This is a genomic window from Pseudoduganella sp. GCM10020061 (assembly GCF_042683405.1).
In the GTDB taxonomy this organism is placed as follows: domain Bacteria; phylum Pseudomonadota; class Gammaproteobacteria; order Burkholderiales; family Burkholderiaceae_D; genus Telluria.
Window position 1 is genome coordinate 364,426 of sequence record NZ_JBHUJS010000002.1, and the last position, 13,436, is coordinate 377,861.

Here is a 13,436-nt window from a genome sequence, read left to right on the forward strand (position 1 = left end):
TCAGTCCTCGCGGAACGGCGCCAGGGCGTCCGAGCTCGCGTTCACCGCGAACTCGGTGATCTCGTACTCGGCCACGCCGGCCTGGTAGAACGGATCGAGCGCAATCGCCGCGTCCAGCTCTTCGCGCGTCTCGGCGTTGGCGATGATGATGCCACCGGTGCGCGGCCGCTTCGGGCCCGACATCAGGAAGATGCCGCGCCCGTACTGCTCACGCAGGAAATCGCGGTGCGCGCCGAGCAGCGCATCGACCTTGCCGATGTCCTTGTACGTGAGCGAGACGATGAACATGCGAGCTTAGAACGGCATCTTGAAGCCGGGTGGCAGCGGCATGCCGGCGGTGACGCCGCTCATCTTCTCGGCTGCCGTCGCTTCGGCCTTGCGCACCGCATCGTTGAACGCAGCAGCGACCAGGTCTTCCAGCATGTCCTTGTCGTCGGCCAGCAGCGACGGGTCGATCGACACGCGCTTGACGTCGTTCTTGCAGGTCATGACCACCTTCACCATGCCGGCGCCGGACTGGCCCTCGACCTCGATCTGCGCCAGCGATTCCTGCGCCTTTTTCATATTGTCCTGCATTGCCTGGGCTTGCTTCATCAGGCCCGCGAGCTGGTTCTTCATCATGATGCTTGTTCTCCGTGGATTGATTATTCAGGATTCTGGGCTGGCGGGCGCACCGAGCCGGGCACGACGAACGCGCCGAAATCGCGCATCAGCATCTGCACGAACGGATCGGCATTCACCGTCTCCTCGGCCTTGCGCTGGCACTCCTCGCGGAAGGCCTGCGCCTCCGCGCTGGCGGTGTACCACACCGGGCCGATATCGATCTCGAGGTTCACGCGGCGGCCGCCGAAGCGCTCCGTCAGCGCGGCCGCGAGTTTCTCAGTATTGCCGCTGGCGCGCAAGGTATCGATCGGCACGCGCAGGCGGATGGTCGCCGTCGCGCTATTCGCGCTGCACTCGACGAGCTGGGTCTGCAGCGCCAGCTGCTGGGCGACACCGCGCAGCGGCAGGCCGGCGGCCAGGGCCGGCCAGTTGCCGTCCCAGTCCAGTTCCGGCACCGGCGTGATCACATACGGCTCCGGCGGAGGCGCGGCAGGCTTGGCGCGCGCCGCCGGGGCGGGCGCGCTCTCGGCCTGCGCAGCGCCTTCCATCCCGTCGGTGACCCACGACGGCGGCTCCTCGTCGGTGAGCACGTCCTGGTATTCCTCTTCCATCGCCTGCGGCTGCGCTGCCTCCCATGGCGGCGGCATGCGCGCCGGCGAGGGCGCCGCGGCAGGCTGCTGGGCAGCGGACATCGACGCGCCCTGCTGCGGCGCGGCCGGCGGCATCATCGGCGGCCGGGCGGGAGCGGATGGCGCCGGTGCGGCACTGGCGGCAGGTGCCGATGGTGCTGGAGGTGCGGATGGCGCAGGCGCCGACGGCGCAGCTGGACGCGCGCCGCCGTAGCCGCGGTTCGCGGCGGCACGCGCCGCTTCCAGCGCGGCGTTGATCGCCGCGCGTGCCGACGTCATCGGTGCGGCGGCAGGCGCCGCCGCCGGCGCCGGTTGTGCGGATGGTGCTGCTGGCGGTGCGGGTGGTGCGGCCGGCTGTGCGGCTGGTTGTGCCGGCGCAGCCTGCACCGGTGCCGCAGGCGCAGGCGCCGCTGGCCGCGCGGCGGCTGCCGGCGCAGACGCCACCGGCGCTGCGGCTGCCACTGCCGGGCGCGCGGCCGGACGGGCCGGCGCGCTTGCACGCTCCTGCGAACCGCCGGAGGCGCTGCCGTCGGCCGCGCCCATGCCAGGGCGGAACGCCAGCATGCGCAACAGCGTCATGGTGAAGCCCGCGTATTCGTCGGGCGCCAGGCCGATCTCGTTGCGGCCATGGACCGCGATCTGGTAGAACAGCTGCACTTCCTGCTGGTCGAACACCTCGGCCAGGCGGCGCACATCGGCCAGCTCAGGCAGGTCCTCCGGCACCGCGGACGGCACCGTCTGGGCCAGCGCGATCCGGTGCAGCAGCGTGCCCAGGTCCTGCAGCGCGCCGTTGTACGACAGGCTGCGGCTGGCCATCTCATCGGCCACCGCCATCAGGTCCGCGCCATCGTTATTGGCCAGCGCATCGAGCAGGCGCACCAGGTAGGACTGGTCGAGCGCGCCGAGCATGCCCTGCACCGCCTCCAGCGTCACCTGTCCGGCCGCATAGGCGATTGCCTGGTCGGTCAGCGACAGCGCATCGCGCATCGACCCGTGCGCGCCTTGCGCCAGCAGGCGCAGCGCCGGCTGCTCGAACGCGATGCCTTCCTGGCCGAGGATATTCTCGAGATGCCCGATGATGTGCCCGGGCGGCATCTGCTTCAGGTTGAACTGCAGGCAGCGCGACAGCACCGTCACCGGAATCTTCTGCGGATCAGTGGTCGCCAGGATGAACTTGACGTGTTCGGGCGGCTCTTCCAGCGTCTTGAGCATCGCATTGAACGCGTGATTGGTCAGCATGTGGACTTCGTCGATCATGTAGACCTTGTAGCGCGCATTGGACGGCGCATAGATCGCCTGCTCCAGCAGCTGCGCCATCTCGTCCACGCCGCGGTTCGACGCGGCGTCCATCTCGATATAGTCGACGAAGCGACCGCCATCGATTGCGGTGCAGGCCTCGCACACCCCGCACGGCGTCGCGGTGACCCCGCCATTGCCGTCCGGCCCGACGCAATTGAGCGACTTGGCCAGGATGCGCGACAGCGTCGTCTTGCCGACCCCGCGCGTCCCCGTAAACAGATAGGCGTGGTGCAGCCTGCCGGTACCGAGGGCGTGGGTGAGCGCGCGCACAACGTGCTCCTGGCCGACCAGCGTTTCGAAATTCCGGGGGCGATATTTGCGTGCGAGGACTTGATAGGACATGACAGGATTTTACCGCAGATGTCCGCCCCCGCGAACTTCTCCCCGCCAACACATTCAGAAAACACCCCGGTGGGGTCAGGCACCTTTTGAAGCGGCGTCCGATAGCATTGTTCGGACTTGGCTGAACCACGCGCCGCGCGCAGCTCGGGAACCGCCCCCCGGGGGTCAGGCACCTTTTGTGGAATCGGATGACAGGGTTGTTCGGATAACGCTGAACGAGCAGAACTGCGCACGGTCCCGCCGGGAGCACGTACTTGATGGGATAAAACAGGGGAAGAAAAAAGGAAAGAGGCGAGCCTGATCTGCGGCACTTGCGGGGAATAGCTGTGGCTGCTTCGTTCCCGACCTGACCAGGTTGGCTATGCCGCAATGCGCAGGGGCCCGCCCGTGCGAATTATAACAGGCCGGGGAGGATATTTGGAACTGGAAGGAAAAAGACTGGTGGCCGGAATGCGCCGCCGGCGGGCGGATGCCCTTCAGCGGTGGCGGAATCGGTCATAGCTGGGCAGATTCCGCCAGCGGCTGGCGAAAGCTACGGACAACCCCATCACTCCTCAGATGCCGAGCTGGGACCAGATGGCGTCGACTTTGGCCTTGACCTCCGGCGTCATCTCGATGGTGGTGCCCCACTCGCGGCTGGTCTCGCCCGGCCACTTGTTGGTGGCGTCGATGCCCATCTTGCTGCCCAGCCCACTCACCGGCGAGGCAAAGTCGAGATAGTCGATCGGCGTGTTGTCGACCAGCGTGGTGTCGCGCGTCGGGTCCACGCGCGTGGTGATCGCCCAGATCACCTCCTTCCATTCGCGGATGTCCACGTCCTCGTCCACCACCACGATGAACTTGGTATACATGAACTGGCGCAGGAAGCTCCACACCCCGAACATCACGCGCTTGGCATGTCCGGCGTACTGCTTGCGGATCTGGACCACCGCCATGCGGTAGCTGCACCCTTCCGGCGGCAGGTAGAAGTCGGTGATCTCGCTGAACTGCTTCTGCAGCAGCGGCACGAACACTTCATTCAGCGCCACCCCCAGCACGGCCGGCTCGTCCGGCGGCTTGCCTGTATACGTAGAGTGATAGATCGGATCGCGCCGCATCGTGATGCGGTCGATGGTGAAGACCGGGAAGCTGTCCTGCTCATTGTAGTAGCCGGTGTGGTCGCCATACGGCCCCTCGAGCGCGTGCTCATAGCCGCTCGGATGGGACGCATCCGGATAGATATGCCCTTCCAGCACGATCTCGGCGCCCGCCGGCACGCGCAGCTCGCTGCCGATCGCCTTCACCAGCTCCGTGCGGCTGCCGCGCAGCAGGCCGGCGAACTGGTACTCCGACAGGCTGTCCGGCACCGGCGTCACCGCGCCCAGGATGGTGGCCGGGTCGGCGCCCAGCGCCACTGCCACCGGATACGGCTTGCCCTTGCTCTGCACCGCATGTTCGCGGAAATCGAGCGCGCCTCCCCGGTGCGCCAGCCAGCGCATGATCACCTTGTTCCGCCCCAGCACCTGCTGGCGGTAGATCCCCAGGTTCTGGCGTTTCTTGTTCGGTCCCTTCGTGATCACCAGTCCCCAGGTGATGAGGGGCGCGATGTCGCCCGGCCAGCAGTGCTGGATCGGCAGGCGCGACAAGTCCACGTCGTCGCCCTCCCACACGATCTCCTGGCACGGCGCGCTGCGCAGCTCCTTGGGCGCCATGTCCCACACGGCCTTGACCAGCGAGCCCATGCCCATCAGGTCCTTGAAGCCCTTGGGCGGCTCCGGCTCCTTCAGGCGCGCCAGCACGTGCCCGATCTTGCGCAGTTCGCTCACGTCAGACGCCCCCATGCCCAGCGCCACCCTGCGCGGCGTCCCGAACAGGTTGCCCAGCACGGGCATGCTGTGCCCCGCCGGGTTCTCGAACAGGAGCGCCGGACCGCCCGCACGCAATGTGCGGTCGCACACTTCGGTCATTTCGAGGTGTGGCGAAACCGGCACGGCCACCCGCTTCAATTCCCCAATTTGTTCCAATTGAGCAATAAAGTCCCGCAAATCAGCGTATTTCATCGTTTGTTACATCTTTTTTCGGTTAGAACAAGCTTGTTGAATTCACCACGACAAGTTGTTGATTTCATAGGGGATTGATGCAACGCAGCAAGAAAAGTCATACTTAAAAGTAATAAAGTTCAATAGTGCTAGTATTGACTTGGCATAAAGCGGCTTCTACAATCTGCCCTACATTGATGAGCGGATAGGCAACAAAGCACAATTCTATCCGACTCAGCACATCCACGGGGTGGGGGCCCCAGCGACATCTTAAGGAGTGTTTTCCTAGGCGACTGCCTATTCCCCCGCATAGTTGTTTAGCTCTGGCGCCGCCGCTTCGCGGTCAAAGCGCCAGCTCAAGCAAGCAATGACGGCGTTTTTCGTGCGCATGAGCGACGACGGACGATATTTCTGATGCACGGCGAAGTGCCCGCCCACTGCTTAATTTAGCAGTGAAGGACGAGTTTTCGCCGCGACAAAGGGGAGATTCGAGAATGAATCGTTTCAGTGCGGTGGGCGCAAAGCTCACCCAACAGGCAAGCCTGCCTGCCATGAACTTCGATATGGCGAAAACGGCGCGCAGCGTAATGGCTGCGCTTCAACACACCCTGACCGTAGTCGGTCTTTCTGCAGTATTCGTATTGACGGTGCTGTACCTGCGTCCCGACCTGGCCCAGGAAGCGTCGCGCCTGCTGAATCCTCAGCCGGCCGTGCCCCAGGTGCAGGCGCCATCGCTCTCCGAGCTGATGGACGGCCCGCAGGTGTCCAGCGCGGTGGAAACCGAGTCCGAGCCGCTGAGCGCCGAGGAAAAAGCGCTGCTGGGCAGCCGCAAGCAGCAGCAGTTCGTCACCGACTGGCTGTCGCGCCGCTACCGCGTGGCCGACGAGGCGACCAACATGCTGGTCTCCACCGCCTACCTGACCGCCAGCGAGATGAAGCTGGACCCGCTGCTGATCCTGGCCGTGATGGCGATCGAATCGGGCCTGAACCCGTTCGCGGAAAGCGCCATGGGCGCGCAGGGCCTGATGCAGGTCATGTCCAAGGTCCACCATGACAAGTTCGAGGAGATGGGCGGCGTGCAGGCTGCGCTCAACCCGGTCGCGAACATCCGCGTGGGCGCGCAGATCCTGAAGGATTATGTGACCCGCGGCGGCTCGGTGGAAGCCGGCCTGAAGACGTACGTGGGCGCTGCGGCGTTCGAGACCGACTTTGGCTATGGCTCGCGGGTGCTGGCGGAGTACCGCAAGCTCAAGCAGGTCGCCATGGGCAAGAAGGTCCCTGTCACCAATCCAAAACCGGTTGCACCACTTGTGCCCAAGGCCGAGACCCCGGCGGTGACGCCTGAAGTGGCGCCCGAGGCGGCCCAGCCTGCGGCGCAGCAGATCGCCGGTATCTGATCAATCTCACTTAGCAGAGAGTTTGGACGCCACCTTCGGGTGGCGTTTTTTTCGCCTATATAAATATCGCCTATATATATATTAGGTACGTCCTCCCGGCGCCAGGGCGGCACCCGGCTGGGCTCCTCATACGGCGGAAATGAAAACGCCACCTTTGGAGGTGGCGTTCGGGGTGCGGACTAAACAGCGGCGAGGACCCGCCGCCTTCGACTGCGGGCATCGCCCTTTTCTTAGCGGGCGGCCTGGACTTCGGTGGCGCGCAGCTGGGCGGCCAGCTTGTCGAGGACGCCGTTGACGTACTTGTGGCCGTCGATGCCGCCGAAGGACTTGGTCAGCTCCACCGCTTCGTTGATGACGACGCGGTACGGGATTTCGATGTTGTTCTTCAGCTCATACGCGCCGATCAGCAGCACGGCGTGTTCGACCGGCGAGATTTCGTCGATCGGGCGGTCCAGCAGTGGCGCGATGGCGGCGCGCAGCGCCGGCGCATCCTTGATCGCGCCGTACACCACCTGCGCGAAGTGCTCGGCGTCGGCCTTGTCGAAGCCGTGCGCGGCGCGGATGTTGTTGACCACGGTGCCGGAGTCTTCTTTGCTCAGCAGCCATTGGTACAGGCCCTGCAGCGCGAACTCGCGCGCGCGGTGGCGCGGGGTGCGGTTCTTGCTGGGGTTTGCGTGGATCAGTTTGTCGTTCATTGTGTGGTTCCGTTTATTCTTCGTCGGCCTGGAGTTCTTCCAGAGCCAGCAGCAGGTTGGCCATTTCGACGGCAACGCGCGCCGACTCGGCGCCCTTCTCCGCCATGCGGGCCTCGGCCTGCTCGTCGTTCTCGGTGGTCAGGACCGCGTTCGCGATCGGCATGCCGTAGTCCAGGCTCACGCGGGTGATGCCGGCGCCCGACTCGTTCGACACCAGTTCGAAGTGGTAGGTCTCGCCGCGGATGACCGCGCCCAGCGCGATCAGCGCGTCGAACTGCTCGGTCTCGGCCATCTTCTGGCAGGCCAGCGGGATTTCGAGCGCGCCCGGCACGGTCACGTGCAGCACGTCCTCGTCCGCCACGCCCAGGTGCTTGAGCTCGGCCAGGCAGGAGGACAGCAGGCCGTGGCCGACGTCCGCATTGAAGCGCGCCTGGATGATGCCGATACGCAGGCCTGAACCGGTCAAGTTGCTTTCGTAAGTTCCAACGGTCATGGCTTGCTCCCTTATTGATTAGTGGTGTTCTTGATATTCTAGCGCCGCTCAGGCCTGGGACTGGTCCAGGTAGCCCGTCACTTCGAGGTCGAAACCGGTCATGGACGGCATCTTGCGCGGATTGGCCATCAGCTTCATCTTGCCCACGCCCAGGTCGCGCAGCACCTGCGCGCCGATGCCGTAGCTGCGCAGGTCCATGCTGGCCGCACGGCCGGTCGGGCGCGCGGCCGGCTTGTCCAGCGCGTCGAACTGCGCGAACAGCTGGTCGGCGGTTTCGCCGCAATTGAGCAGCACGATCACACCGCGCTCGGACTTCTGCACCGCTTCCATGGCCGCCTGCACGCTCCAGGAGTGAGTGGTGGCCTGCGATTCGAGCAGGTCCAGCACCGACACCGGCTGGTGCACGCGCACCAGCGTCTCGGCATCGGCACGGATCTCGCCGTGCACCAGCGCCAGGTGGGCGCTGCCGCTTGGCTTGTCGCGGTAGGCGATCATGCGGAAGGCGCCGGCCTGGGTGCGCAGTTCGCGTTCGGCGACGCGCTCGACCAGGCTTTCGGTCTGGCTGCGGTAGTGGATCAGGTCGGCGATGGTGCCGATCTTGAGCTTGTGTTCCTTGGCGAATTCGAGCAGGTCCGGCAGGCGCGCCATGGTGCCGTCGTCCTTCATGATCTCGCAGATCACCGATGCCGGGGTCAGGCCCGCCATCGCGGTCAGGTCGCAGCCGGCTTCCGTGTGCCCGGCGCGCATCAGGACCCCGCCCGGCTGGGCCTTGAGCGGGAAGATGTGGCCCGGCTGGACGATGTCGTTCGGGGTTGCGCCCCTGGCCACCGCCACCTGGATGGTGCGCGCGCGGTCGGCCGCCGAGATCCCGGTCGTCACGCCTTCGGCCGCTTCGATCGAAACGGTGAAGTTGGTGCCGAAGGAGGTACCGTTCCGCGAGGTCATCATGCCCAGGTTGAGCTGGTCGACGCGTTCCTCGGTCAGGGTCAGGCACACCAGGCCGCGCGCGTGCTTGATCATGAAGTTGATCGCTTCGGGCGTCACGAAGTCGGCCGCCAGCACCAGGTCGCCTTCGTTCTCGCGGTCCTCCTCGTCGACCAGGATCACCATGCGCCCTGCGCGCAGTTCTTCGACGATTTCCTGAGTGGTGGAGATGGACATGGGCGGCTTCCTTGGGTGACGGCGGTAGTGCGTAATCCGCTATTTTATCGGATTTGGACGGGCTCTTGCTGGTCTCTTGCTGTTTTGACCCTGATCAGATACCAGTCCCAACGGTTTTGTCCGTTAGGAGTAGAATCGACCGGCATATTTCCGCCACGAACCAGAGGTTCTTCCCCCCGATGACAAAACGACTAGTGCGAAGCGCAGTACTCAGCGCCCTCCTCCTCGCCACCACCCTTGCGGCGCAGGCGGGGATCCAGCTGGACCAGACGATTCCCGTCGGCCCGCAGGTTAAAGTCGGAAAGCTCGACAACGGCCTCACCTACTACATCCAGAAGAACGGCAAGCCCGAGAAGAAGCTCGAGCTGCGCCTGGTCGTGCGCGCCGGTTCGATTCTTGAAGACGACGACCAGCTTGGCCTTGCCCACTTCGTCGAACACATGGCCTTCAACGGCTCGACCCATTTCAAGAAGCACGAACTGGTCTCCTACCTGCAGTCGATCGGCGTGCAGTTCGGGGCCGACCTGAACGCCTATACCAGTTTCGACGAGACGGTGTACATCCTGCCGATCCCGACCGAGCGCCGCGAGAACATCGAAAAGGGCTTTACCGTGCTGCACGACTGGGCGCAGGGCGTGAGCTTCAACGCCGAGGACATCGACAACGAGCGCGGCATCGTGCTGGAAGAAGCGCGCCTGGGCAAAGGCGCGTCCGACCGCATGAACAAGGTGCTGCTGCCAAAGATCTTCAACGGCTCGCGCTATGCCGAGCGCCTCCCGATCGGCAAGGAGGAAGCCCTCAAGACCTTCAGCCACGACGCGCTGCGCCGCTTCTATCGCGACTGGTACCGTCCCGACCTGATGGCGGTGGTGGCGGTCGGCGACATCGACCCGGCCGAAGCCGAGCGCCTGATCCGCACCCACTTCGGCAAGCTGAAGAACCCGGCCAATCCGCGCCCGCGCGTCTCGGCCACGATCGCGCCGCTGCAGAAATCGGAAGGCCTGGTCATCACCGACAAGGAAGCCAACACCAACTCGGTGTACATCCGCTATCCGGTGCAGGAAGACCGCGAGGACGGCACCTTCCGCGAATTCCGCAAGGGGATGGTCGAGACGCTGTTCTCGATCATGCTCAACGCCCGCCTGCAGGAGCTGGCGCAGCAGCCGGAACCGCCGTTCGTCGGCGGCGGCAGCGCGATGAGCGGCCTGGTGCGCGGCTACAAGTCGTTCAGCTCCGCGGCGGTGCTGGGGCGAGGCGGCGTACTGCCCGCGATCGACACGCTGGTGCAGGAGAACGAGCGCGCGCGCAAGCTGGGCTTCTCGGAAGCGGAGCTGGACCGCGCCAAGAAGAACGTCATGCGCAACCTGGAGCGCGAATTCGCAGAGCGCGAAAAAACCGATTCACACCGCTACGCCGCCGAATACATCCGCAACTTCCTCGACCGTGAGCCAATCCCGGGCATCGTCAACGAGCATGCCTACGTGCGCGAGCTGATGCCAACCATCACGCTCGACGAGATGAACCGCTACGCGCGCGAGACCATCCCGGACCACGCGCAAAAGCTGGTGGTCTTCATGGGCTCGGACAAGCAGGACGTGCCGATCCCGGCGCCGGATGCGCTGCTCGCTGCCGCCATCAAGGCCGAGGACCTGGAAGTCACGGTCCGCAAGGAGCAGGCCGTGGCCGCGTCGATCATGGACAAGCTGCCCAAGGCCGGCCGCATCGTCGCCGAAACCAGCGACGCGAAGCTGGGCATCACCACGCTCACCTTGTCCAACGGCGTGAAAGTGATGCTCAAGCCGACCGACTTCCGCAACGACCAGGTGCTGATGGCCGCGGCGCGCTACGGCGGCCGCTCACTGGTGGACGACGCCGACATCCACAACGCGCGCTACGCCAACGCGATCGCCGCGACGATGGGCGTGAACGGACACTCGCCGGTCGAGCTGAACAAGATCCTCGCCGGCAAGGCGGCCGGCGCCAACCTGGCCCTGACCAACTTTACCGACAGCGTGACGGCCAGCGCAGGCAGCACCGACATCGAAACCATGCTGCAGCTGGTGCACCTGAAGTTCACCAGCGTGCGCCGCGACGAGGACCTGTACAAGTCGTTCATTGGCAAGCAGCGCGAACTGGCGCGCAACGAGATCTCGCGTCCCGAATCGGTGTTCCGCGACGAGCTGTACACGACCCTGTTCAACGGCCATCCGCGCGTCTCGCTGACGCCGCGCCCGGCCGACTTCGACAAGGTCAGCCTGGACCGCAGCCTGGACCTGTTCAAAAGCCGCTTCGGCAGCGCCAAGGGCCTGACCTTCGTGTTCGTCGGCAGCTTCGACCCGGATGCGATCAAGCCGCTGCTGGCGACCTACCTGGCCAGCCTGCCGGTGACCGACATCCCGGTGAAATACCGCGACCTGAAGGTGCGTCCGGTGACGGGCGTGGTGAAGAAGGACGTCTACGCGGGCAAGGAGCAGAAGAGCATCATCTCGCTCAACTTCACCGGCACCACCCGGTACTCGGAGCTGGAACAGATGCGCTTCTCGGCGATGCTGGAGGTGATGAACCTGCGGATCAACGAAGTGCTGCGCGAAAAGCTGGGCCTGATCTACGGCGGCGGCGTGTCAGGCTCGATCGACAACGTGCCTTACCCGAACTACCTGATCGGCGCGACGCTGCCGACCGGGCCGCAGAACGTGGATAAGGTGATCGCCGCGACGATGGACGAGATCCGCCTGCTCAAGGAGAAAGGGCCGGATCCGGCGGACCTGAACAAGGTCAAGCAGGCCTGGCTGATCAACCACACCAAGTCGGTGCGCGAGAACGGCTACTGGCTGGCGCGCATCCAGAACGCGCTGCTGAAGGGCACCGACCTGCACAGCGTGTTGAAATACGAGGAGATGGTCAAGTCGCTGACGCCGGCGCAAGTGCAGGCTGCGGCAAAGCGGTACTTCAATACGGGGAACTACGTGCAGGTGGTGCTGTATCCGGAGAAGGCGGTAGCGAATGCGGCGCCGGTGTCCGCGCCCGCCGCCGCCAGCACCGCCGACTGAACATTAGGGGACCGTTCCCTGCCGGGACAGTCCCCTTTCTTCATGCAGGCTTGTCCAGCGAGAGCATGCGCTCCACATAACGCGCGATCAGGTCGATCTCCAAATTGACGCGCGCGCCCACCTTCAGGTGCCGCAGCGTGGTCACCTCGATCGTGTGCGGAATCAGGTTGATCGAGAACCGGCACACTCCCCCATCCACGTCCCCGACCTTGTTCACGGTCAGCGACACGCCATTGACCACCACCGAGCCCTTGTACGCCAGGTAGCGCGCCAGGCTGGCGGGCGCATCGACCATGAGCAGCCACGATTCACCCACCTGCTCGAAGCGGTGCACATGGCCGATGCCGTCCACGTGGCCCGACACGAGGTGACCGCCCAGGCGCTCGTTCAGCGTCAGGGCCTTTTCGAGGTTCACTTCGCCCGGCGCATCCAGGCCCGCCGTGCAGTTCAGGCTTTCCCGCGAGACGTCGACGGTAAAACTGTCCGCGGTCTTGGCCACCACCGTCATGCAGGCGCCGTTCAGCGCGATCGAGTCGCCCAGCGCCACATCGCCCAGCGGCAGCCCGCCCGCATGCACGTCGAGGCGCACGCCAGCGTCGGGGCCGCCCTCCAGCGGAGTGACGGAATTGATTTTGCCGACAGCGGCAACGATACCGGTAAACATGCTTGTCCTGTTTTAGTGATTGAATCTTGCGAGGATGCGCAGGTCGGCGCCGACCTGGGCGACATCGTGGAATGCGAGCTGCTGGCGGTCATCCAGCGACGACAGCGACGGCAGTGCGAACATGCCCTGCCCGTCGCCGACCAGCGACGGCGCCACGTACACGAGGAGCTCGTCCACGCAGTGTTCGCGCAGCAGCGAGCCGTTCAGCTTGTAGCCCGCTTCGACGTGCAGTTCGTTGATCTCGCGCCGGCCCAGCTCCCGCATGAGCGCGGGCAGGTCGACCTTGCCGTCCGGGTTGGGCAGGCAGATCACCTCGTGCCCGGTGGCGTGCAGCAGGGCTTCCTTTTCCGGGTTGCGCAGGGCCGACACAACCAGGGTGCGCGCGCCGCTCAGGATGCGCGCCGCAAGGTCGATCTCGAGCTTGCTGTCGACCACCACGCGCAGCGGCTGGCGCGGCGTATCGATTGCGCGCACCGTCATTTGCGGATCGTCTTCCTTGACGGTGCCGATGCCGGTGAGGATGGCGCAGGCGCGCGCGCGCCACGCGTGGCCGTCGGCCCGTGCTTCCGGCCCCGTGATCCACTGGCTGATGCCGTTGCGGAGCGCGGTCGTCCCGTCCAGGCTGGCCGCGATCTTCAGCCGCACCCAGGGCAAGCCGGTGCGCATACGCTTGAAGAAGCCGATATTCAGTTCGTGCGCCTCGTCCGCGAGCACCCCGATGGCGGTCTCGATACCCGCTTCGCGCAGCTGCGCCATGCCGCGGCCGGACACCAGCGGATTCGGGTCGGCCATCGCTGCCACGACCCGGCCGAGGCCCGCCTTGACCAGCGCTTCCGAACACGGCGGCGTGCGGCCATGGTGGCTGCACGGCTCCAGCGTGACGTAAGCGGTGGCGCCGGCGACGTCGTTGCCGCGCTCGCGCGCGTCGCGCAGCGCCATGATCTCGGCATGCGCCTGTCCGGCCGGCTGGGTGGAACCGGCGCCGATGACCTGGCCGTCGCGCACGATCACGCAGCCGACACGCGGGTTGGGAGTGGTGATGTACATGCCCTTGCGCGCCCATTCGAGCGCGAGGCGCATGCCGT

General features: G+C 65.4%; 11 protein-coding genes and 1 other RNA gene. 2 read left to right on the plus strand and 10 right to left on the minus strand.

What is annotated here, in order from left to right; all coding sequences use genetic code 11:
- The 5 genes from ACFSQR_RS05460 to ubiD form a co-directional block, all read right to left on the minus strand.
- The gene (locus ACFSQR_RS05460; RefSeq protein ID WP_377728613.1) at window positions 1–288 is read right to left on the minus strand and encodes a YciI family protein; all 288 of its coding nucleotides are present in this window, start codon (window positions 286–288) and stop codon (window positions 1–3) included.
- A gap of 6 nt (window positions 289–294) precedes the next feature.
- On the minus strand, window positions 295–621 hold the full coding sequence (locus ACFSQR_RS05465) for a YbaB/EbfC family nucleoid-associated protein (protein WP_377728614.1): 327 nt from the start codon (window positions 619–621) through the stop codon (window positions 295–297).
- Window positions 622–644: 23 nt separating this feature from the next.
- Window positions 645–2,873 carry a DNA polymerase III subunit gamma/tau gene (locus ACFSQR_RS05470; protein ID WP_377728615.1) on the minus strand — a complete coding sequence of 743 codons (2,229 nt, stop codon included), beginning with the start codon at window positions 2,871–2,873 and terminating at the stop codon, window positions 645–647.
- Between the two features lie 287 nt (window positions 2,874–3,160).
- Window positions 3,161–3,259: signal recognition particle sRNA small type (gene ffs, locus ACFSQR_RS05475), an RNA gene on the minus strand.
- 168 nt (window positions 3,260–3,427) lie between these two features.
- Window positions 3,428–4,912, minus strand: coding sequence for a 4-hydroxy-3-polyprenylbenzoate decarboxylase (ubiD, locus tag ACFSQR_RS05480; RefSeq protein ID WP_377728616.1), 1,485 nt, complete (start codon window positions 4,910–4,912; stop codon window positions 3,428–3,430).
- A gap of 566 nt (window positions 4,913–5,478) precedes the next feature.
- Here ubiD and ACFSQR_RS05485 point away from each other — a divergent pair.
- Entirely contained in the window at window positions 5,479–6,288 is an 810-nt protein-coding gene (locus ACFSQR_RS05485) for a transglycosylase SLT domain-containing protein (protein WP_377729022.1), read from the plus strand.
- A gap of 230 nt (window positions 6,289–6,518) precedes the next feature.
- On the opposite strand, the gene nusB is transcribed toward ACFSQR_RS05485, so the two are convergent.
- The 3 genes from nusB to ribBA are packed head-to-tail and all read right to left on the minus strand — an operon-like array spanning window position 6,519 to window position 8,637.
- The gene (gene nusB / locus ACFSQR_RS05490) at window positions 6,519–6,983 is read right to left on the minus strand and encodes a transcription antitermination factor NusB (protein WP_377728617.1); all 465 of its coding nucleotides are present in this window, start codon (window positions 6,981–6,983) and stop codon (window positions 6,519–6,521) included.
- 13 nt (window positions 6,984–6,996) lie between these two features.
- Complete coding sequence (ribH, locus tag ACFSQR_RS05495; protein ID WP_377728618.1) at window positions 6,997–7,476, minus strand: 6,7-dimethyl-8-ribityllumazine synthase; 480 nt, start codon at window positions 7,474–7,476, stop codon at window positions 6,997–6,999.
- Window positions 7,477–7,524: 48 nt separating this feature from the next.
- Window positions 7,525–8,637 carry a bifunctional 3,4-dihydroxy-2-butanone-4-phosphate synthase/GTP cyclohydrolase II gene (gene ribBA / locus ACFSQR_RS05500; protein ID WP_377728619.1) on the minus strand — a complete coding sequence of 371 codons (1,113 nt, stop codon included), beginning with the start codon at window positions 8,635–8,637 and terminating at the stop codon, window positions 7,525–7,527.
- A 194-nt stretch (window positions 8,638–8,831) separates the two neighbouring features.
- Between ribBA and ACFSQR_RS05505 the strand changes: the two genes are divergently transcribed.
- A complete protein-coding gene (locus tag ACFSQR_RS05505; protein WP_377728620.1) occupies window positions 8,832–11,687 on the plus strand; it encodes a M16 family metallopeptidase in 2,856 nt (951 codons plus the stop codon).
- Between the two features lie 40 nt (window positions 11,688–11,727).
- On the opposite strand, the gene ACFSQR_RS05510 is transcribed toward ACFSQR_RS05505, so the two are convergent.
- Both ACFSQR_RS05510 and ribD read right to left on the minus strand, forming a co-directional pair.
- Complete coding sequence (locus tag ACFSQR_RS05510) at window positions 11,728–12,351, minus strand: riboflavin synthase (protein ID WP_377728621.1); 624 nt, start codon at window positions 12,349–12,351, stop codon at window positions 11,728–11,730.
- A gap of 12 nt (window positions 12,352–12,363) precedes the next feature.
- Window positions 12,364–13,431: a bifunctional diaminohydroxyphosphoribosylaminopyrimidine deaminase/5-amino-6-(5-phosphoribosylamino)uracil reductase RibD gene (ribD, locus tag ACFSQR_RS05515; protein ID WP_377729023.1), complete on the minus strand. Its 1,068-nt coding sequence runs from the start codon at window positions 13,429–13,431 to the stop codon at window positions 12,364–12,366.
- Between the last annotated feature and the right edge of the window lie 5 nt (window positions 13,432–13,436).

Bases quoted from the DNA above. Each gene is read 5' to 3' on its own strand.
- ACFSQR_RS05460 (WP_377728613.1), bottom strand. From the start codon at position 288: ATGTTCATCGTCTCGCTCACGTACAAGGACATCGGCAAGGTCGATGCG.
- ACFSQR_RS05465 (WP_377728614.1), bottom strand. From the start codon at position 621: ATGATGAAGAACCAGCTCGCGGGCCTGATGAAGCAAGCCCAGGCAATG.
- ACFSQR_RS05470 (WP_377728615.1), bottom strand. From the start codon at position 2,873: ATGTCCTATCAAGTCCTCGCACGCAAATATCGCCCCCGGAATTTCGAA.
- ubiD (WP_377728616.1), bottom strand. From the start codon at position 4,912: ATGAAATACGCTGATTTGCGGGACTTTATTGCTCAATTGGAACAAATT.
- ACFSQR_RS05485 (WP_377729022.1), top strand. From the start codon at position 5,479: ATGGCTGCGCTTCAACACACCCTGACCGTAGTCGGTCTTTCTGCAGTA.
- nusB (WP_377728617.1), bottom strand. From the start codon at position 6,983: ATGAACGACAAACTGATCCACGCAAACCCCAGCAAGAACCGCACCCCG.
- ribH (WP_377728618.1), bottom strand. From the start codon at position 7,476: ATGACCGTTGGAACTTACGAAAGCAACTTGACCGGTTCAGGCCTGCGT.
- ribBA (WP_377728619.1), bottom strand. From the start codon at position 8,637: ATGTCCATCTCCACCACTCAGGAAATCGTCGAAGAACTGCGCGCAGGG.
- ACFSQR_RS05510 (WP_377728621.1), bottom strand. From the start codon at position 12,351: ATGTTTACCGGTATCGTTGCCGCTGTCGGCAAAATCAATTCCGTCACT.
- ribD (WP_377729023.1), bottom strand. From the start codon at position 13,431: ATGCGCCTCGCGCTCGAATGGGCGCGCAAGGGCATGTACATCACCACT.